Source organism: Pseudomonas sp. Eth.TT006, from assembly GCF_054456575.1.
In genome coordinates, this window is sequence record NZ_JBTJEN010000007.1 from 226,592 (window position 1) to 246,859 (window position 20,268).

The following is a 20,268-nucleotide window of genomic DNA, read 5'->3' on the forward strand; positions in this document are numbered from 1 at the left end:
CCCAAAACACCTGTTACACGATGGGCGAACCAGTGAAGAGAACTTAACAAGGCGATCTGTGCACATCTACTGACAGAAATGACAGTGCTTGATAATAAATGGAAATAGCAAACAGCGTTTTAGTTATCAAATTGCATAATCAATTGCACGACGGTTCAAAGCGGAATGAGTAGACAAACGGCGTCGATCAGATGGAATAACGCCATCGCGAGCCCGTTCGTGATGCCTTTGAAGGGATTTGAATCAGGCCGAAGCCGGCAACGGCTGAAAACTGAAATACTGCCTCAACGCCTCAACCAGTTGCCCATACTCCACCGGTGCCCATTGCAGGCTGAAACCGGCGTCGTAGTGCAAAGGCGTGGCGTCTTCGTGGCACCACAGGCAGCAGGCGTTGAGGTCGATCATCTGCAGGCAGCCTTCGCCCTCGGGGATTTTCAGGCGCAGGCTGAATTCGGCACCAATCATGATCGGCAACTGACTGATCAGCATCAGGCCGTCTTCGGAGACGTTGCCCAGAAAGCCGATCGGCTTGTCGGTGACGCTGTTGAACACTCGCAGAAAATACGGCAACTGCTGCCGCTCGATCCGACGGTCGGTAAACATGTGCGTATCGCCATGCAAGGCTCCAGCAGGAGCCAGCCTGTGCTTCGGAACGCGCCTGTCGGCAGGCACGCTCTCCCCGCTTCCGGTGTGGCGGTCGCTACAACGCCGTCACTCGACAACTGCCAGTTGCAGGTGTTGCGCCGTTTCCCCGTCAGGCGGGTGAAACGGTGTCTTCTGACTATAGCTCAGGCTGTACAACGCTCGAGATTTTGTAGCGGATCAATCATCAGAAACGCGTCGGACGCACCGGCGCGGCTGCGCTGCGGGTCGGGTAATGACCCAGGCTCTGCAGGGTTTCCAGACGTGCGCGGGCGCGGTAGGCGTATTCGCTGTTGGGGTACGAGGCGATGATGAACTGATAGGTCTGCGCCGCATCGACGAACATGCTTTGCCGTTCCAGGCACTGGCCGCGCATCATCGACACTTCCGGCCACACATACGGGCGGGCGCGGCTGGCGCGTTCGACCTTGGACAGCTCGAGCATGACCTGCTCGCAATTGCCGCGATCGTAGGCGCTGTAGGCGTTGTTCAAGTGGTGGTTCATCGACCAACGGGTGCAGCCCGTGACGACGAGAACGCTGAGGGCAAGGGCGGCAATGGGCAACAATCGCATGGGGGATCTCCTGTCTTGTGCTCTGTATCGACCCTGAGTGAGAAATCTTCAGAAGCGTTTGTGCCGATTGTCGCGTTCAATAAAGAAAACAAAAAGTAGTGCAAACGAACAATGACTACACCCCAAGAGCATAGTAGCCTTCGCGGGCGCTAGAACTCAGGAGACCTTGCATGTCCATCCGTCGTACCAAAATCGTCGCTACCCTTGGCCCGGCCAGTAACTCGCCGGAAGTTCTCGAACAGCTGATTCTGGCTGGACTGGACGTTGCCCGTCTGAACTTCTCCCACGGCACCCCCGACGAGCACAAGGCTCGCGCGAAGCTGGTGCGTGACCTGGCGGCCAGGCACGGTCGCTTCGTCGCCCTGCTGGGTGACCTGCAAGGCCCGAAAATCCGTATCGCCAAGTTCGCCAACAAGCGCATCGAGCTGAAGATCGGTGACAAGTTCACCTTCTCCACCAGCCACCCGCTGACCGAAGGCAACCAGCAAGTGGTCGGCATCGACTACCCGGATCTGGTGAAAGACTGCGGCGTGGGCGACGAGCTGCTGCTCGACGACGGCCGTGTGGTGATGCGCGTTGAAACCGCGACCGCCACCGAACTGCACTGCGTGGTGACCATCGGCGGCCCGCTGTCCGACCACAAAGGCATCAACCGTCGCGGTGGCGGCCTGACCGCGCCGGCCCTGACTGAAAAAGACAAGGCCGACATCAAGCTTGCTGCCGAAATGGAAGTCGACTATCTCGCGGTGTCCTTCCCGCGTGACGCGGCCGACATGGAATACGCCCGTCAACTGCGCGACGAAGCCGGCGGCACCGCCTGGCTGGTGGCGAAGATCGAACGCGCCGAAGCCGTAGCCGACGACGAAACCCTCGACGGCCTGATCAAGGCTTCCGACGCAGTGATGGTCGCCCGTGGTGACCTCGGTGTGGAAATCGGCGACGCCGAGCTGGTCGGCATTCAGAAGAAGATCATTCTGCACGCGCGCCGCCACAACAAGGCCGTGATCGTTGCGACCCAGATGATGGAGTCGATGATCCAGAACCCGATGCCGACCCGCGCCGAAGTGTCCGACGTGGCCAACGCCGTGCTCGACTACACCGACGCCGTGATGCTCTCGGCCGAATCCGCTGCCGGTCTGTACCCGCTGGAAGCCGTGCAGGCGATGGCGCGTATCTGCGTTGGCGCGGAAAAGCACCCGACCAGCAAGACCTCCAGCCACCGTATCGGCAAAGAGTTCGAGCGCTGCGACGAAAGCATCGCGCTGGCGACCATGTACACCGCCAACCACTTCCCGGGCGTCAAAGCGATCATCGCGCTGACCGAAAGCGGCTACACCCCGCTGATCATGTCGCGCATCCGCTCCTCGGTGCCGATCTACTGCTTCACCCCGCACCGTGAAGCCCAGGCCCGCGCGGCGATGTTCCGTGGCGTGTACACCATCCCGTTCGACCCGGCCTCGCTGGAACCGCACGAAGTCAGCCAGAAAGCCATCGACGAACTGACCAAGCGCGGCGTCGTGGAAAAAGGCGACTGGGTGATCCTGACCAAGGGCGACAGCTACCACACCACCGGCGGCACCAACGGCATGAAGATCCTGCACGTTGGCGATCCACAGGTCTGAGTGATTCGCTGAAAAAACAAAGCCCCGGCATGTGAGTGCCGGGGCTTTTTGCATGCTGATCTGAAAGATTTATTGCCTGAGCCAATGCTATCGCGAGCAGGCTCACTCCTACAGGGGTACGCATTCCAAATGTAGGAGTGAGCCTGCTCGCGATGAGGCCAGTCTGGCCAGAAAAATATTTCAATGCCGTTTGATAAACCCGCTCAACGCCGCCAAGGCCTCGGGCGAGCGCAACCGCTGGGTGAACAGAGCGCCCTCTTCTTCAATGACTTTGCGGATCAGCTCGCGATCCGGCGCCTTCATCAACTGCTTGCTGATGCGCACCGCCTCCGGCGGCAATTCATCGAAACGCAACGCCATCTCCCGCGCCTTGTGCAAGGCTGCTTCGCCACTCCCCAGCGCTTCGCTGGCAATGCCCCACTGTGCCGCCTGTTCACCGCTGAAGCCTTCGCCGAGCAACAGCAATTCGGCCGCTTTGGCCTGTCCGAGCAGGCGCGGCAGGATCAGGCTGGAGCCGAACTCCGGGCATAGCCCGAGGTTAACGAACGGCATGCGCAAGCGCGCATCGCGGGCGACGTACACCAGATCGCAGTGCAGCAGCAACGTGGTGCCGATGCCCACCGCCGCGCCCGCCACGGCAGCGATCACCGGTTTGCGGCATTCGAGCAGATTGAGCATGAAGTGGAACACCGGACTGTCGAGGTCGCTCGGCGGTTGCTGGATGAAGTCGGCGATGTCGTTGCCGGCGGTGAAGCATTCGGCGCTGCCACTTATCAGCACCGAATTGATCGCGGGATCGCTGTCGGCCTGCTTCAGCGCCTCGGCAAGACAGCTGTACATCGCGCGGGTCAGGGCGTTTTTCTTGTCCGGGCGGTTGAGGCGCAGGGTCAGGACACCGCGTTCGCGTTCGAGCAGGATGGCTTCGGTCATCAGCGTTACTCAACATTAAAAAGGCCGACAGAGTTCCATTGTGGCGAGACGGAACTCCTGTGGTGAGGGGATTCATCCCCGATTGAGTGCGCAGCGCTCACAAAATCCCGGGGCCGCTGCGCAGCCCATCGGGGATGAATCCCCTCACCACAGGAGTTCGGCGTTGCCACAGGAATCTTCGAAACTATGAAAGTCAGCGCTCAACCGCGGGACAAAAATACATCCGCCAGCAGTTGATTGCGCGGCAATCCGGCCAGGTACAGACGCCGGGCGAAGGCGTCGACGCTGGTCGGTGAGCCGCAGACTAAGGCCAGGGTTTGCCGGGAAACAAGGCGCAGTTGCGCCAAAGCGGCGGCTGACTCGGCCGCCGTCCATAGCTCGACACTGAGGTTTTCGCGCTGCGCGGCGAGTGCCGCCAGCGGTTTGGCCAGATAGTGCTCGCCCGCGTCATGGGCCAGGTGAATGACGCGGATGGCGCCTTGGTGATCCTGACGCAAAGCTTCGCGCAACACGCCGAACAATGGCCCGAGCCCGGTGCCGGCGGCCAGCAGCCACAGTGGTCGCGTGTGCCAGTCCGGGTCGTAATGCAGCGCACCGCCGCGCAATTCGCCGAGGCGGAGCGGGTCGCCGATCTGCAGACGGCGCGCCGCATCGCTGAATTCGCCGGGCTGGCGGCAGTCGAGGTGGAACTCGAGAAAACGCTCGTCCTCCGGCAGGCTCGCCAGCGAATACGGCCGCGCTATCTGGTTGATCCACAGCACCAGATGTTGCCCGGCGCGGTAGCGCAGCGGTCGTTGCGGGGTCAGGCGCAGACGCAGGACGTTGGCGCTGAGCCAGTCCAATGCCTCGACCTGCGCCGGCCGGCCATCGGTGAGCGGGTCGAAGGTATGCACCTGCAGGTCCTCGGTCACCTGACACTGACAGGCCAGCCGCCAGCCCTCCTGGCGTTGCTCGGCGCTCAAGGCATCCGGGCGACTGTCGGCGGGGGAACCCTGAACACACTGCACCAGACACGCGTGGCAACTGCCGGCGCGGCAGCTGTAAGGCACCGCGACGCCATGCTGATTGAGGGCATCGAGCAGGTTACTGCCCGCCGCCACCGACCAGCGCTTTTCACCGGCGCGAAGTTCAGGCATCCACGTTCTCCCACGCCGCCGCACAGCGATTGCGCCCGTCGCGCTTGGCCCGGTACAGCGCCTGATCGGCACGCTGCAAGGCATCGTCGAGATCGTCGTCCAGCTCGAGCAGGGTCATGCCCGCCGAGAGGCTGAGGTTGCGCACGTTCAGGCCGATCAGCTCGACGTCGGCGAAGGCGATGCGCAAGCGTTCGCAGCAAGCGGTCAGGCGTTCGGCGTCGCAGTCGGGCAGCAGCACCACGAACTCCTCGCCACCGTAGCGCGCCAGCACGTCGCCGTCACGCAGACAGGCACTGGCCACCCCGGCGAACGCTTGCAGCACCTGATCGCCGGCGGCATGGCCGTGCAAATCGTTGATGCGTTTGAAGTGATCGAGGTCGATCAGCGCCAGCCCGTGCACCACACCCGGCTCCATCTCGCCCAGTTCGCGGGAGGCCAGGCGCAGAAAATGCCGGCGGTTGAACAGGCCGGTCAGCTCATCGGTGGCGACCAGGTCTTCGAGCTGACGCATCATCCCGCGCAGGGTGTCCTGATGCGCCTGCAGGGCGAACCGGCGCTGGCGCATGCGCTGACGCGACACCTGGACAAAGCGCGCGTAGATCACCAGCCACGCCAGCACCATCGCCAGAATACACACCTGCAGCACCGCCAGCGCCGGATCCGGCAAGCGGAACTGATACCCCTCCCAGAGGGTGATCGCACAGAAACTGAAGAACACCAGCAACGCGCAGCGAATGAACGCGCGCCGGGACAAATGAAACAGGCCGAACAGCAGGATCAACACGTAGAACACCAGAAAGGCGCCACGGGCCTCGCCCAGATGAGCGATGAGCCAGGTCTGCCAGCCGAGCCCGAGCAGCACTTGCGCCTCGGTCAGGCTGGGGTCGGCAAAACGCTGGTTGCGCCCGGTCCAGAACAGCACGAAAAACGTCGCCTGGCTGATGACCACCAGCGCGCTGCCGACCGCCACGCTGTTCAGGGAGTGCGGGTAATGTCCGGTAAAAAACGCCAGCCACAGCAGCAGCAAAGCCAATCCGTAGGTGGCTGCAGCGAGGGCAAAACGCTTAAGCAGAAGGCGTTGAATGGCGTTATGGGTCAATCGTTGACTCACCGTGCGAAAGGAGGCTGACCGAGTGTCCTACTCTACAGACCGGATGCCACTTTAGAGGCGCGGTCGATAAATGACCACCGATTTTCGGGCCGGGTAATTGACGTCAAAAACCCACGTATTTCGACCTGTAGGAGCTGCCGCAGGCTGCGATCTTTTGATCCTGCTTTTAAACGGTCAACGTCAAAAGATCGCAGCCTGCGGCAGCTCCTGCAGAATTGTGGGCAGGGCATGCGACCAACGAATGACTGCCGGCGCGTGTATGCCCTGCACAGGCGCGCTATACTGCCGCGCCTTTTTAGCGTCGCGCCAGCAGCCCCGGTGTGACAGAGGGGCAGCTACAAGCCTCAAGCTTCAAGCCGCAAGTTCAAAGCAGTCCGCGTACTGCCTTGAAACTTGCCGCTTGCAGCTTATAGCTCGCCGCTGCCCTAAAAATGTTCCCGTCTTTTAGAGGAGCGCGACTCATGACCGTGATCAAGCAAGACGACCTGATTCAGAGCGTTGCCGACGCCCTGCAGTTCATTTCTTATTACCACCCCGTGGATTTCATCCAGGCGATGCACGAAGCCTACCTGCGCGAAGAATCGCCAGCGGCCCGTGATTCGATGGCGCAGATCCTGATCAACTCGCGCATGTGCGCCACCGGCCACCGGCCGATCTGCCAGGACACCGGTATCGTTACCGTGTTCGTGCGTGTGGGCATGGACGTGCGCTGGGACGGCGCGACCATGAGCCTGGACGACATGATCAACGAAGGCGTGCGCCGCGCTTACAACCTGCCGGAAAACGTTTTGCGCGCCTCGATCCTCGCCGACCCGGCGGGCGCGCGTAAAAACACCAAGGACAACACGCCAGCGGTCATCCACTACTCCATCGTCCCGGGCAACACCGTGGAAGTGGACGTGGCGGCCAAGGGCGGCGGTTCCGAGAACAAGTCGAAAATGGCCATGCTCAACCCGTCCGACTCGATCGTCGACTGGGTGCTCAAGACCGTTCCGACCATGGGCGCCGGCTGGTGCCCGCCGGGCATGCTCGGCATCGGCATCGGCGGCACCGCCGAGAAAGCCGCAGTGATGGCCAAGGAAGTGTTGATGGAGTCCATCGACATCCACGAGCTCAAGGCCCGTGGCCCACAGAACCGCATTGAAGAAATGCGTCTGGAGCTGTTCGAGAAGGTCAACCAGTTGGGCATCGGCGCCCAGGGCCTCGGTGGCCTGACCACCGTGCTCGACGTGAAGATCATGGACTACCCGACCCACGCCGCCTCTTTGCCGGTGTGCATGATCCCCAACTGCGCCGCCACCCGCCACGCGCACTTCGTGCTCGACGGTTCCGGCCCGGCCTCGCTGGAAGCACCACCGCTGGACGCCTACCCGGAAATCGTCTGGGAAGCCGGCCCGTCAGCCCGTCGCGTCAACCTCGACACCCTGACGCCGGAAGACGTGCAGAGCTGGAAGCCGGGCGAAACCGTCCTGCTCAACGGCAAGATGCTCACCGGTCGCGACGCCGCGCACAAGCGCATGGTCGAGATGCTGAACAAGGGCGAAACCCTGCCAGTGGACCTCAAAGGTCGCTTCATCTACTACGTCGGCCCGGTTGATCCGGTCGGTGACGAAGTGGTTGGCCCGGCTGGCCCGACCACCGCGACGCGGATGGACAAGTTCACCCGGCAGATCCTCGAGCAGACCGGCCTGCTGGGTATGATCGGCAAATCCGAGCGTGGCCCGACCGCGATCGACGCGATCAAGGACAACAAGGCCGTGTACCTGATGGCCGTGGGCGGCGCCGCCTATCTGGTGGCTCAGGCGATCAAGAAGTCCAAGGTGCTGGCCTTCGCCGAGCTGGGCATGGAAGCGATCTACGAGTTCGAGGTCAAGGACATGCCGGTCACCGTCGCGGTGGACAGCAAAGGTGAATCGGTACACATCACCGGGCCTGCGATCTGGCAACAGAAGATTAGCGAAAGCCTGGCGGTCGAAGTGCAGTAAGCGCCTCGATTGCTGAACAGGCCGGGTCATCGAACGATGACCCGGCTTTTTTATGCGCCGATTTTGCAGTTGATTATAAGAACACTGGAGCAAACTGTTTTTTGATCTAAAAAACCCCAGCCTACCTGTCAGATCTGACAGGTTACCGGTCGCCCCCGACTTGCTAGCGTTATTCCCATCTTCGCCTTCGCGCACCGGATGGACTCATGGCCGATCAAGAACTGAATATTCCTACCCCGTCCATTGCCAAGAGTTCCTCGTTCTCCATGACCGGCCAGGGCTTCAACAACGTAGCGCCCAAGGGTGAGGCAACGTTCACTGTCGGATTACCCGTTTCCAAGGGCCGCGGCGTGCCCCCGCAATTGGGGCTGAGTTACAGCAGCAAGGCCGGCAATGGTGTGTTTGGTCTGGGCTGGAGCCTGAGCAATGGCCAGATCAGCCGCAGGACCGACAAAGGCAGTCCGCGTTACGACGATGATGACGAGATCATCGGTCATGATCAGCAGATCTGTACTAAAGCACGTAATACCGATGGCTCGATCGATACGCGAATCGAAAGCACGTTCAATGGCAGGCACATCGGCGAGCATACGGTGGTGCGCTTCACCCCCGAGGTAGAAAGTGATTTCAGCCTTCGCGAGCGCTGGGAGCCGCTGCATCCGACAGAGCGCCAGCCTGTTTTCTGGCTGATTTCCGGCCCCGATGGCTCCCTGCATCTTTACGGTAAAACCGCTGATTCGCGGGTGGCTGACCCGCAAGACCCGCTAAAGGTCGCAATCTGGCTGCTTTGCGAAAGCATGACCGCCCATGGCGAACACATCTGCTACGAATACAAATCCGACGACGCGGATCCGGATGGCGTTCGCGAATTCCGCTCACAACGTTATCCATACCGGGTGTTTTACGGCAACTTCATTGGCAGCCAGCATCTCTACGGCTGGACGGTGGACAGCCCCGCCGACCTCGACTGGCACTTTCATCTGCTGTTCGACTATGGCGAACGCAGCACCTCGCTCAGTGACAAACCGGCCTATGACGCCCCGACCCCGCCGAACTGGCCAGTTCGGCCCGACGCCAGTTCGAGATTCGGCCATTGCTTCGAAATCGCCACACGCAGGCGTTGCGAGCAAGTGCTGATGTTTCACCATTTCCCCGCCGAACTGGGCAGCGAGCCGGTGCTGGTGCGCCGTTTGCTGCTCAAGTACAACGAGCGCTTCGCTGGCTGGAGTTACAGTCAGTTGACCTCGGCGCACTATCAGGCCTGGGGGGCCAGCGACGACAACGCTGAGTCCTACCCGCCGGTGCAATTCGAATACGAGCCGCTGACAGTCAACCCGCTCCCGACCCGATTGTTTCCCGATGAAAACATGCCGGGCATCGACGATGGCCGTTCCTGGCATTGCGTTGACTTGTACGGCGAAGGCGTTCCGGGGTTTCTCCACCGCCATGACCAGGCATGGTACTACCGCGAACCGGTTCGTGGTCAATCGGGGCCCGATGACATCGCCTACGGCCCCCCGTCGTTACTGAAAAACATTCCGCTCAGCAACAGCAACAAACCGGCGCTGCAGATGCTCGCAGCGTTATCGGGCAGCGGCCGTTTCGACTGGCTCACGGCGCAACATGGATTCGCTGGCTTGCGCTCACTGAACCCGGACCGGACCTGGTCCGAATTCAAAAGGTTCACCCGGACACCGACCGAGCTTTTGGGCACCTTCGCGCGATTCGGCGACCTGACCAACGAAGGGCTGCTCTCGGTGGCCGTGATCAGTCCGGGTGCGGTGCGTTTCTACCGTAGCGCGCTTGAGGAAGGCTTCCAGCAAGCCGAAGAAGTGCTGCATGAACCCGACGATGATCGCCTGCCATTGTTCAGCGACGCCCGCAGTGAGCTGGTCATGTTCGCCAATCTTCTGGGCAGCGACACCAGCGAGCTTTGTCGCATCCGGCATGACGAAATCAAATGTTGGCCAAATCTGGGCTTTGGCAAGTTCGGCAAGGGTCGCGTGCTCGAAGGTCCGGTCTTTGAATACAGCACCTTTGATGCCTCGCGGGTACGCATCGCCGACCTCGACGGCTCTGGCGCGCCGGCGCTGATCTATCTGAACGGCAAATCCTTCGACATCTATCTCAACCATGGCGGCAACGGTCTGGCGGCAGAACCGATCAGCGTGCCCTGGCCCGAAGGTGTGCAGTACGAACAAACCTGCGAAGTGTCATTCGCCGACCTTCAGGGACTGGGTTGCGCCAGCCTGATTCTGAGCGTGCCGCACATGACACCGCGCCACTGGCGCTACGACTTTGTCAGTGCCAAACCGTATCTGATGAAATCGAGCAACAACAACATGGGCTGCAGCGCGAGCATCGTCTATCGCAGCTCCGCGCAGGAATGGCTGGATGAAAAACAGGAGCGGCTGGCGGCCAGACCAGAAGATGTCCCTGCCTGCTACCTGCCACTCAATGTTCAGGTGGTGAAGCAACAATGCCAACTGGACGAAATCACCGGCAATCGCTTGAGCCAGCACTTCACCTACCGCGAGGGCTACTATGACCCGCACGCCCGTGAGTACCGGGGCTTCGGCTACCGGGAGCAAACCGACAGTGAAAGTCTGACAGGCGCTGAAGACAGCAGCTTCACCGCGCCGATACGCGCCTGCAGCTGGTACATCACCGGCCAGTCCATGAACCGGTCACGCACCGGTTATTTCGCCGGCGATAACGAAGCCGTGCCGCTGGGCGATACCGTGATCACCCGCTACGACCCGGTGCAAGAGCGCGATATCCCTTTCAGCCCGGCACCGGACAGTACCCTCCCGTACGAAATTGCCCGAGGCATGGCCGGCACGTTAATGCGCAGCGAAATCTACAACGGCGATGAGCCTGCCGCGACAGCCAAACCCAATGTGGTGAAGGAATATCGTTATCGGGTGCGCGAGGTCCGGCCCAAGGGCGAGCATTATCCCGACGCAATCATCCTGCCCCTGGCACTGGAAAAAATCAGTTACCAGTACGAGCAGTTCATTGATGATCCGTTGTGTCGTCATGAGATCGGCCTGCGCTGGGATCAATATGGCGCGTCGGCCCATTCGCTGGTGGTCAGTTACGCGCGTCGCCGAACGGCTACGGATACACCGCCGTTCTCCGATGAGGATGAAAAACGCTGTTGGCTTGACGCTCACGATAAGGCTCAGCAGCAGTATTACGTCAGTGAACGTCGCGCTCGACTGATCAATCTGGATACCGATGCGCAACGGCGCCGTCTGGGCCTGGCCTGGCAACAGCGCGGTGATGCGCTGGTTCTGCCCAAAGGACAGCTTCCAAGCGGGCTCAATCCGCAGGCGGTGTCGTTCGAACAGTTGACCGAGTTTGTGGATTCACCCCAATGGCATGCGCTGCGCACGCTGACCCAACAGTCGGAACAGCGGTATCTGAAGACCGCCGATCAGTCCTTGCTGGACAGTGGCGAAGCCGAGTACGAAGCGCTGGCCGGTCCCGTTGAGCTGGCCCAACTCGACAAGACCGCACTCGACGCTTACGGCGTGCTGCCGCCGCCCTTCGCCATCCGGCAAGCCTTGCGTGAGATCGGTTACTTGCCCATGCGGTTTTTTTTCGAACCGGCCTCTTCCAGCGATGAAGAGAACCTGTGGTCCTCGACCTTCAACTTCGCCAGATACGACGACATCGCCGGTTTTTTCAAAGTCCTGGCGTTCAACGAAACGCCCAGTCATGGCGTGACGCAAGCGACGTACGACGCCTATCGATTCGGCGTCGAGCGCGTCACATTGCCGGACGGCTGCACCACATCGGTCACCTACGACTACCGCACGCTGCAACCTTCACGCATCCTCGATGCCAACGAAAACATCCAGGAGGTCATCCATGACGTTTTCGGACAGCCGCTTGCACTGAGCTTCCATGGCACGGAAAACGGCGTTGCCGCCGGTTTTGATCCCCTGAGCGATTTCGTCCTTCCGGAAAGTCTTCTGCCCGGACCCGCCATCGAGGATCCGGTCGGTGCGATCCAGGGCATCGCCAGCACCCTGCGCAAGGATCTGTTCAGCTGGATGGGATCACTGCCGCCGGGGATCAACGCCGAACTGCTCGCCGACTGGATCGCCAACGGCGATGTCTTGCCCAGCGGGCACATCTGCGCCAATGCCCGTCTACGGCTGCAACGCTATGGTGCGCTGACGGCTGCGGATCAAGCCCTGAATGAATTACTTGCCAGAATATTGAGAGTGCCGGTGCACCGCGTCATCCTCAGCGCCGATCGCTACCCGAACGACCCGGTTGCCGCGCAGATTCATATCATCAAAACCTGTTTCGACGGCTTCGGTCGCGAATTGCAGACGCAGCAGTTGGTGGATCCGGGGATGGCCAATGCGGTCGATGCCGATGGCTCGCTGATTGTCGAAGACGGCAAGCTATGCGAAGTACACGCTGACCCGCGCTGGCGCATCAGCGCCCGCGTCGAATACAACAACAAGGGCTTGCCGGTACGCCAGTTCCGTCCGTTCTTCGCCGACAGAAACCAGTATGTCAACGATGCTTCACTGCGCGAACACGGTTACTTCGATCAGTTGTTCTACGACGTGCTCGGCCGCCCGATCATGTTGGTCAACGCCAAAGGCTATTTCTCGCTCGAGACGAATCATCCCTGGTATCACACCAGTAAAGACTTCAACGATACCGACGAATCAGAGTCCATGCGATGAACGTCCATTGGCGTACACCTTCGTTGATCGTCAATGACAGCCGAGGCTTGCCGGTTCGGCAGGTAGCCTATCTGCGCTCATTTGCCGAGCAGACAAACGAGCCCGCCATCGCTTTGGTTACACGCCAGACTTACGACCATGCCGCGCGCCTGATCGAACAACGGGATCCCCGCCTGCCTCATCCCAACATCACAACCGTGTATGACTTGAACGCAAAGCCGCTGAAAATCGACAGCGCCGATCTCGGCAGACGTGTGGATTTACTGAGCCTGGCCGGACAGACCATTGAGCGCTGGGAGGGTCGCGGTAGCCACTGGCGCTCGACCTTCGATAATCAACTGCGCGTGCTGTCCGTTGAAAACACCACACAACCTGACCTGGAAACCTGTACCTACGCCGATGGCATGGCGCAGACTTCGCACAACCTGCGCGGTCGCTTGATCGAGATTCAGGATCAATCAGGTTCTTTGCACTACAACGGTTTCAGCCTGTCCGGCGACGTCTTGGAAGAGACGCGCACATTTGCTGATGGACAGGCTTTTTCCACCCGTTACGTGTACGGCCCGCAAGGCAGGGTGCTGGAACGGCACGATGCCGGCGGGCACCGGCAACGGTCTCGCTACAACCTGGCCGGGCAACTGTTGGCAACCCACTTGCAGATCAACGGCCAAGCGGCCTGGCAGCCTGTTTTGCAATATGCCCGCTATAACGCAGCCGGGCAGATAACACAGCAGTTGGCCGGCAACGACGTGCTCACTCAGTGGCACTACGATGCAGCCGATGGCCGACTGCGCCGACACTGCTCGGGCAGGGCATCGCAACCGTTCTTTCAGGACTTTGCGTATGAGTACGATCGGTGTGGCAACATCACGCGTATCGTCGACCATACGTTCACCCTTCGACACGTTGCCAATCAGCGCATCAACGGTGATCGCACGTTCGTCTACGATTCTCTGTACCGCCCCGTTAGCGCCACCGGACATGATGCCGCGCCTGCCCCGGACATACCCGGGTTACCGCGATGGAATGCCACGCCCGAACTGCGTCAGTACGTGCAAACGTATACCTACGATCACGGTAACAACCTGATCAAGCTCCAGCATGTACGCGAAGGCGCCAGCCACACTCAGGAAATGTTCATCGACCCGGCCAGCAACCGCGGCGTGCGCTGGAAAGCGGGAGACCCCGTGCCAGACATCGCCAGCCTGTTCGACGCTCACGGCAACCTGCTGCAATTGCAGCCCGGCTGTCCCGTCCACTGGAACGCGCGCGACCAGTTGACCCGGGTAACCCTGGTCAAACGCGACGATGGCCCGGACGATGAGGAAATCTACCGATACAGCCAAGGCACGCGCGTCTATAAACGTCACGATACACACACCGCCACGCTCAGCCACTTTCAAGAAGTGCGTTATCTGCCGGGACTGGAAGTCCGTACTCGCGACACTGGCGAAACGTTGCATGTCATTACCCTTGAGGGCGGGTTCGCCAACGTGCGGTGCCTGCACTGGACAGCCGGAAAACCAGCCGGCATTGACGACAATCAAATACGTTACACCCTTGACGACCACCTGGGCTCATGCCTGATGGAGCTTGATCAACAGGCACGGATTATCAGCTGCGAAGGGCACTATACGTTTGGTGGCACGGCGTGGTTCGTGGGCAGTTCAGCGATTGAGGTCAGTTACAAGACCGTGCGCTATTCAGGCAAGGAAATGGATGCCAGCGGTCTGTATTACTACGGCGCGCGCTATTACGCTCCGAGCCTGCAACGATGGGTTCAACCCGATCCGATGGGATCGGTGGACGGACTGAACCTCTACTGCATGACCGGCAACAACCCGATCAATTTTTTCGATAAACAGGGAACGACGAAAACTGAATCAACCGCTCTGGCCATGGGCATGAATCCGGAGGAAAAAAAGCCGCCTCCTTTGGTGGTCAATCCGGCCGAGAACCCTCCTGGCAAACTGCCGCCACGCGGTCCCTGGAAAGAACAGGCGAAGGACGCCGCAGTCTGGCTCGCCAACTCAAAAATCGGGCTGGCGCTGCTTCCAACCGGATCATCCTCGCCAGCGACCGGGGCCATCGTGACCACGATGGTTGCCAGTGTTTCGCAGATTCTCATCCATTCCATGTACTTCAACCCTGGCTGGTCAGCTCCTGGAACCTGGGACCCGGCCACGGGTGGCGACCTTCCGCCTAAAGAAGTTACCCAGGATGCTTTCAGGGTTTTCAATCAGATCAATGTCGCCATGACCGCCGGCGCGACACTGCTTGGAGCCGCACTCGGGCCCCTTGTCGGCGGCTATGTCGATGAGTTGCGAGGCACTGCCGCTCTGAAGAACAAGGCGAAAAAGGAGGAAAAATCAGGAAAAAGGCTGGACAAGATCAATGACTTGATTGCAGAGCAGCGCCTGCTGGATGAGGTACCGACGAGGGTACTGAACTCACTGCATGAACAAGTACTGGAGGTTGAAGAAGCCACCGGCATCACCTGGGATTCCATGGAATCGCTGGAGAAAATCACCCGCTTGCGCTCACGAACAAGCGCTGATGCGGTATCCACGCAAACCTATGAACATGAAGTTTCCTTTGATCGGCAGGAGCCGATGCGCGCGGGAATAAAAAGGCGCAGAAGGTAACGGTTCATACAGCGATAAGTTTCAGCTCGTTTGTCTCTTGCGACGGGCACCATGCTATGGTGCCCGCCCGACTTTCTACCTTGCCTGCCCCCGCATGCTGCCCACTTCCCGTACCCTGCGTCTGTCGTTGTATTCCCTGCTGATCATCGCCGGTGCGGCCCTCGCCGCGACGCTCGCGATCCGCCACGCCGAACGTCAGGCGCTGGAAGAAGATGCCGCTCGGGCCAATCAGCAACTGGCGCTGTACGCCAATTCACTGCACACCCTGATCGACCGTTATCGCGCCCTGCCCGCGGTGCTGGCGCTGGATCCGCAACTGCGTTCGGCGCTGACCGCCCCGGTGGAAGCGCAACAACAGGCGGCGCTGAACCTGAAGCTGGAGCAGATCAACGGCGCCGCCCAGTCTTCAACCCTTGAACTGCTCGATCGCAATGGCCTCGCCGTAGCGGCCAGTAACTGGCGCCTGCCCAGCAGCTACGTCGGCCACAACTACGGTTTTCGTCCCTATTTCATCCAGACCCGCACCCAAGGCAGCGGGCGTTTTTATGCCGTCGGCGTGACCAGCGGCATTCCCGGGTATTTCCTGTCCAGTGCCGTGCTCGGCGACAACGGCGAGTTTCTCGGGGCCATGGTGGTCAAGCTGGAATTCCCCGAGCTTGAGCGCGAATGGAGCCTGGGCCAGGACACGTTGCTGGTCAGCGATGCCCGCGGGATCGTGTTCATCGCCAACCAGCCCGGCTGGCGGTATCGCGCGTTGCGCCCGCTGGATAGCCAGGACCTGGCCGAGATCAAGTCCACCCGCCAGTACGACAAACAGGCACTGGTGCCGTTGACGCACCTGTCGCTGCGTCACTTCGATGACAACAGCGACTTGCGCCGCGTCGAAGGTCCGCAAGGCACCGCCGATTACCTGTGGGAATCGCTGCCACTGGCCACCGAAGGCTGGACCCTGCACCTGTTGCGCCCGGCCAGCGTGGCGTTCGAAGACTTGCGCAATGCCGCACTCGCTGCGGCCGGTGTGTGGCTGGCACTGGTGTTTCTGTTGCTGTTTCTCAACCAGCGCTGGCGGCTGGCGAAAATCCGTCAGCGCAGCCGCGCCGAACTCGAGCAACTGGTCGAGGAGCGCACTCGCGACTTGCGCACGGCGCAGGACGGCCTGGTGCAATCGGCCAAACTCGCGGCGCTGGGGCAGATGTCGGCGGCGCTGGCCCATGAAATCAATCAGCCGCTGACCGCTCAGCGCATGCAACTGGCGACCCTACGCCTGTTGCTCGAACATGGCCGGGTCGATGATGCGTACAAGGCGCTCAAACCGGTGGAAGACATGCTCACGCGCATGGCCGCCCTCACCGGCCACCTGAAGACCTTCGCCCGCAAAAGCCCCAGCGGTCTGCGCGAGCGGCTGGATCTGGCGACCGTGGTCGATCAGGCCCTGCAACTGCTCGACGCCCGGCTGCGCGACGAGCAGGTCAGCCTGGTGCTGCACCTGACCCGTCCGGCGTGGGTGCGCGGCGATGCGATTCGTCTGGAACAGGTGCTGATCAACCTGCTGCGCAACGCCCTTGATGCCCTGCATGAGACGGTGTGCAAACGTCTGGAAATCCGTCTCGAAGCCGACGAAACCCTGTGGCGCCTGCGCGTGATCGACAATGGCCCGGGGATTGCCGAAGACCATCTCGGGCAGGTGTTCGATCCGTTCTTCACTACCAAACCGGTGGGTGACGGACTGGGTCTGGGGCTGGCCGTCTCGTTCGCCATCGCCCATGAGTCCGGTGGCCGCTTGAGCGCCGAGAATGGCAGCGGCGGCGCGGTGTTCACCCTGTCGATGCCGATTGATCTGGAGGCACACATCTGATGCTCAACGCGGTGATGGTGGTCGATGACGAAGGCAGCATTCGCAGTGCCGTCGAACAATGGCTGAGCCTGTCCGGCTTCGAGGTGCAACTGTTCAGTCGCGCCGAGGAATGCCTGGCTGCCCTGCCCGCGCATTTTCCCGGGGTGATCCTCAGCGACGTGCGCATGCCCGGCATGGGCGGTCTGGCGTTACTCGCCGAAGTGCAGAAACGCGATGCGGATCTGCCGGTGATTCTGCTCACTGGCCACGGCGATGTACCGATGGCCGTCGAGGCCATGCGCGACGGCGCCTACGACTTTCTGGAGAAACCGTTCAGCCCGCAAACCCTGCTCGGCAGCCTGCGCCGGGCGCTGGACAAGCGCCGTCTGGTTCTGGAAAACCGCGCCTTGCACGAACAGGCCGACAACCGGGTCAAGCTCGATGCGACGTTGCTCGGTGTGTCGCGGAGTTTGCAGACCTTGCGCCGGCAGGTACTGGAATTGGCGCCACTGCCGGTCAACGTGTTGATCCGCGGCGAGACCGGCAGCGGCAAGGAACTGGTCGCGCGCTGCCTGCATGATTTCGGTCCGCGCGCGGCCAAGCCGTTCGTGGCGCTGAACTGCGCAGCGATACCCGAGCAGTTGTTCGAGGCCGAGCTGTTCGGACACGAGAGCGGCGCATTCACCGGCGCGGCCGGCAAACGCATCGGCAAGCTCGAATATGCCGATGGTGGCACGCTGTTTCTCGACGAAATCGAAAGCATGCCGCTGGCCCAGCAGGTGAAACTGCTGCGGGTATTGCAGGAACAGAAACTCGAGCGCCTGGGCTCGAACCAGAGTATCCGCGTCGATCTGCGAATTGTCGCGGCGACCAAACCGGACTTGCTCGATGAAGCCCGGGCCGGACGCTTCCGTGAAGACCTGGCGTATCGGCTGAACGTCGCCGAACTGCGCCTGCCACCCCTGCGCGAGCGTCGGGAAGATATTCCGCTGCTGTTCGAAGCCTTTGCCTTCAGCGCCGCCCAGCGCCTGGGCCGCAGCTTTCCGCCGTTAAGCGGGGCGCAGTTGAGCCACCTGCTCAGCCACGACTGGCCGGGCAATGTGCGCGAACTGGCCAACGTCGCCGAGCGCCAGGTGCTGGGGCTGGATGAGCCGGTGCAGGGCATCGACCCGGGCCAGTCACTCGCGGCGCAGCAGGAGGCGTTTGAAGCGCAATGCCTGCGCGCCGCACTGACCCGGCACAAGGGCGATGTGAAAGCGGTGCTGGAAGAGCTGCAGCTGCCGCGCCGCACCTTCAATGAAAAGCTGCAGCGGCATGGGTTGAGTCGGGAGATGTTTGTTCAAGACAGCTGATTTTTGCAGCGCGTGATCAGGCCTCTTCGCGAGCAAGCCCGCTCCCACAGGAGGTTTGTGTGCAACACAGAATTTCTGAACATCACCGACCACTGTGGGAGCGGGCTTGGTCCGGGCGGCGATCCGACGAAGAGGCCGGTGCAGTTAACGATAATCCATCGGCCTGAATGAGCGATTTTCCGCTCACCCGAATCCAGCCATAAGCGGATTTCCGCTCACACGCTCCGGCCAATCCCTCTAAACCGGCCCTCTCCCCGTTGGCACAGCTCCTGCTATAGCCCCTGCAGGCTGCGTTCTGACGCGCTCCACAAAAACAATTAAACGAAGGATCCTTCAATGGATAACTCCAACGCCCTGCCCCTTGGGTCGGCCGCTGCGCCCGCCAAAGAAAGAACCACCGCCAGCCGGATCAAATCGATCTTCAGCGGTTCTGTCGGCAACATGGTCGAGTGGTACGACTGGTACGTCTACGCCGCGTTCTCGCTGTACTTCGCCAAGACCTTCTTCCCGGCAGGTTCCACCACCGCCCAACTGATGAACACCGCCGCGATCTTCGCCGTGGGCTTCCTGATGCGCCCGATCGGTGGCTGGCTGATGGGCCTGTACGCCGACAAGGTCGGTCGCAAGAAAGCCTTGATGGCCTCGGTCTACCTGATGTGCTTTGGCTCCCTGTTGATCGCCCTGAGCCCCAACTACGAAACCATTGGCATCGGCGCACCGATCCTGCTGGTGTTCGCGCGACTGCTGCAAGGCCTGTCGGTGGGCGGCGAGTACGGCACCTCGGCGACCTATCTGTCGGAGATGGCGACCAGGGAGCGTCGCGGTTTCTTCTCCAGTTTCCAGTATGTAACCCTGATCTCCGGCCAGCTCATCGCGCTGGGCGTGCTGATCGTGCTGCAGAACATGCTGACCACCGAGCAGCTGTATGCGTGGGGCTGGCGCATTCCGTTTGCCATCGGCGCGCTGTGCGCGATCGTCGCGCTGTACCTGCGTCGCGGCATGGAAGAAACCGAGTCGTTCACCAAGAAAGAAAAATCCAAAGAAAGCGCGATGCGCACCTTGATGCGTCACCCCAAAGAACTGCTGACCGTGGTCGGCCTGACCATGGGCGGTACGCTGGCGTTCTACACCTACACCACCTACATGCAGAAATACCTGGTGAACACCGTCGGCATGAGCATCTCCGACTCGACCACCATTTCCGCCGCCACGCTGTTCCTGTTCATGTGCCTGCAACCGATCATCGGTGGCCTGTCCGATAAAATCGGTCGGCGCCCGATCCTGATCGCCTTCGGCGTGCTCGGCACAATCTTCACCGTACCGATCCTGATGACCCTGCACACCATCCAGACCTGGTGGGGCGCGTTCTTCCTGATCATGGCGGCACTGATCATCGTCAGCGGCTACACCTCGATCAACGCGGTGGTGAAAGCCGAGCTGTTCCCCACCGAAATCCGCGCGCTGGGCGTCGGTCTGCCGTACGCACTCACCGTGTCGATCTTCGGCGGCACCGCCGAATACATCGCACTGTGGTTCAAGAGCATCGGCATGGAAACCGGTTACTACTGGTACGTGACTGCGTGCATCGCAGTGTCGCTGCTGGTGTACATCACCATGAAAGACACGCAGAAACACTCGCGGATCGTGACTGACTGATCAGGCCTTAAAAGCAAAAGATCGCAGCCTTCGGCAGCTCCTACAGGGAAATACATTCCACCTGTAGGA

Annotated in this window: 12 protein-coding genes; 7 read left to right on the forward strand and 5 right to left on the reverse strand. The window is 60.9% G+C overall.

Translation table 11 applies throughout. From position 1 onward, the window contains the following. Positions 1-243: 243 nt before the first annotated feature. A complete protein-coding gene (locus ACXR0M_RS13795; RefSeq protein ID WP_458832378.1) occupies positions 244-603 on the reverse strand; it encodes a PilZ domain-containing protein in 360 nt (119 codons plus the stop codon). A gap of 226 nt (positions 604-829) precedes the next feature. Then, complete coding sequence (locus ACXR0M_RS13800) at positions 830-1,216, reverse strand: tetratricopeptide repeat protein (RefSeq protein ID WP_458832379.1); 387 nt, start codon at positions 1,214-1,216, stop codon at positions 830-832. Between the two features lie 170 nt (positions 1,217-1,386). Between ACXR0M_RS13800 and pyk the strand changes: the two genes are divergently transcribed. Continuing rightward, positions 1,387-2,838, forward strand: a complete 1,452-nt coding sequence (pyk, locus tag ACXR0M_RS13805; RefSeq protein WP_458832380.1) for a pyruvate kinase — start codon at positions 1,387-1,389, stop codon at positions 2,836-2,838. Positions 2,839-3,018: 180 nt separating this feature from the next. Here pyk and ACXR0M_RS13810 read toward each other — a convergent pair whose 3' ends face one another. The 3 genes from ACXR0M_RS13810 to ACXR0M_RS13820 all read right to left on the reverse strand — a co-directional run bounded on the left by ACXR0M_RS13810 (position 3,019) and on the right by ACXR0M_RS13820 (position 6,003). After that, the gene (locus tag ACXR0M_RS13810; protein ID WP_458832381.1) at positions 3,019-3,768 is read right to left on the reverse strand and encodes an enoyl-CoA hydratase-related protein; all 750 of its coding nucleotides are present in this window, start codon (positions 3,766-3,768) and stop codon (positions 3,019-3,021) included. Between the two features lie 200 nt (positions 3,769-3,968). Continuing rightward, positions 3,969-4,904: an iron-sulfur-binding ferredoxin reductase gene (locus ACXR0M_RS13815; protein WP_458832382.1), complete on the reverse strand. Its 936-nt coding sequence runs from the start codon at positions 4,902-4,904 to the stop codon at positions 3,969-3,971. Continuing rightward, positions 4,897-6,003, reverse strand: a complete 1,107-nt coding sequence (locus tag ACXR0M_RS13820) for a GGDEF domain-containing protein (protein ID WP_458832383.1) — start codon at positions 6,001-6,003, stop codon at positions 4,897-4,899. The genes ACXR0M_RS13815 and ACXR0M_RS13820 overlap by 8 nt, the downstream gene beginning before the upstream one ends. 473 nt (positions 6,004-6,476) lie before the next feature. Between ACXR0M_RS13820 and ACXR0M_RS13825 the strand changes: the two genes are divergently transcribed. The 6 genes from ACXR0M_RS13825 to ACXR0M_RS13850 all read left to right on the forward strand — a co-directional run bounded on the left by ACXR0M_RS13825 (position 6,477) and on the right by ACXR0M_RS13850 (position 20,199). Beyond that, positions 6,477-8,000: a fumarate hydratase gene (locus tag ACXR0M_RS13825; RefSeq protein ID WP_007960181.1), complete on the forward strand. Its 1,524-nt coding sequence runs from the start codon at positions 6,477-6,479 to the stop codon at positions 7,998-8,000. Positions 8,001-8,206: 206 nt separating this feature from the next. Next, positions 8,207-12,712: a SpvB/TcaC N-terminal domain-containing protein gene (locus ACXR0M_RS13830; protein WP_458832384.1), complete on the forward strand. Its 4,506-nt coding sequence runs from the start codon at positions 8,207-8,209 to the stop codon at positions 12,710-12,712. Further along, entirely contained in the window at positions 12,709-15,357 is a 2,649-nt protein-coding gene (locus ACXR0M_RS13835; RefSeq protein ID WP_458832385.1) for an RHS repeat-associated core domain-containing protein, read from the forward strand. Before ACXR0M_RS13830 ends, ACXR0M_RS13835 begins: the two co-directional genes overlap by 4 nt. A gap of 94 nt (positions 15,358-15,451) precedes the next feature. After that, positions 15,452-17,212 carry a sensor histidine kinase gene (locus tag ACXR0M_RS13840; RefSeq protein ID WP_458832386.1) on the forward strand — a complete coding sequence of 587 codons (1,761 nt, stop codon included), beginning with the start codon at positions 15,452-15,454 and terminating at the stop codon, positions 17,210-17,212. Beyond that, positions 17,212-18,543, forward strand: a complete 1,332-nt coding sequence (locus ACXR0M_RS13845) for a sigma-54-dependent transcriptional regulator (protein ID WP_458832387.1) — start codon at positions 17,212-17,214, stop codon at positions 18,541-18,543. Before ACXR0M_RS13840 ends, ACXR0M_RS13845 begins: the two co-directional genes overlap by 1 nt. A gap of 336 nt (positions 18,544-18,879) precedes the next feature. Further along, on the forward strand, positions 18,880-20,199 hold the full coding sequence (locus tag ACXR0M_RS13850; protein WP_007965880.1) for an MFS transporter: 1,320 nt from the start codon (positions 18,880-18,882) through the stop codon (positions 20,197-20,199). Positions 20,200-20,268 lie beyond the last annotated feature (69 nt).

Bases quoted from the DNA above. Each gene is read 5' to 3' on its own strand.
- pyk (WP_458832380.1), top strand. From the start codon at position 1,387: ATGTCCATCCGTCGTACCAAAATCGTCGCTACCCTTGGCCCGGCCAGT.
- ACXR0M_RS13815 (WP_458832382.1), bottom strand. From the start codon at position 4,904: ATGCCTGAACTTCGCGCCGGTGAAAAGCGCTGGTCGGTGGCGGCGGGC.
- ACXR0M_RS13810 (WP_458832381.1), bottom strand. From the start codon at position 3,768: ATGACCGAAGCCATCCTGCTCGAACGCGAACGCGGTGTCCTGACCCTG.
- ACXR0M_RS13840 (WP_458832386.1), top strand. From the start codon at position 15,452: ATGCTGCCCACTTCCCGTACCCTGCGTCTGTCGTTGTATTCCCTGCTG.
- ACXR0M_RS13800 (WP_458832379.1), bottom strand. From the start codon at position 1,216: ATGCGATTGTTGCCCATTGCCGCCCTTGCCCTCAGCGTTCTCGTCGTC.
- ACXR0M_RS13825 (WP_007960181.1), top strand. From the start codon at position 6,477: ATGACCGTGATCAAGCAAGACGACCTGATTCAGAGCGTTGCCGACGCC.
- ACXR0M_RS13830 (WP_458832384.1), top strand. From the start codon at position 8,207: ATGGCCGATCAAGAACTGAATATTCCTACCCCGTCCATTGCCAAGAGT.
- ACXR0M_RS13795 (WP_458832378.1), bottom strand. From the start codon at position 603: ATGTTTACCGACCGTCGGATCGAGCGGCAGCAGTTGCCGTATTTTCTG.
- ACXR0M_RS13835 (WP_458832385.1), top strand. From the start codon at position 12,709: ATGAACGTCCATTGGCGTACACCTTCGTTGATCGTCAATGACAGCCGA.
- ACXR0M_RS13845 (WP_458832387.1), top strand. From the start codon at position 17,212: ATGCTCAACGCGGTGATGGTGGTCGATGACGAAGGCAGCATTCGCAGT.
- ACXR0M_RS13850 (WP_007965880.1), top strand. From the start codon at position 18,880: ATGGATAACTCCAACGCCCTGCCCCTTGGGTCGGCCGCTGCGCCCGCC.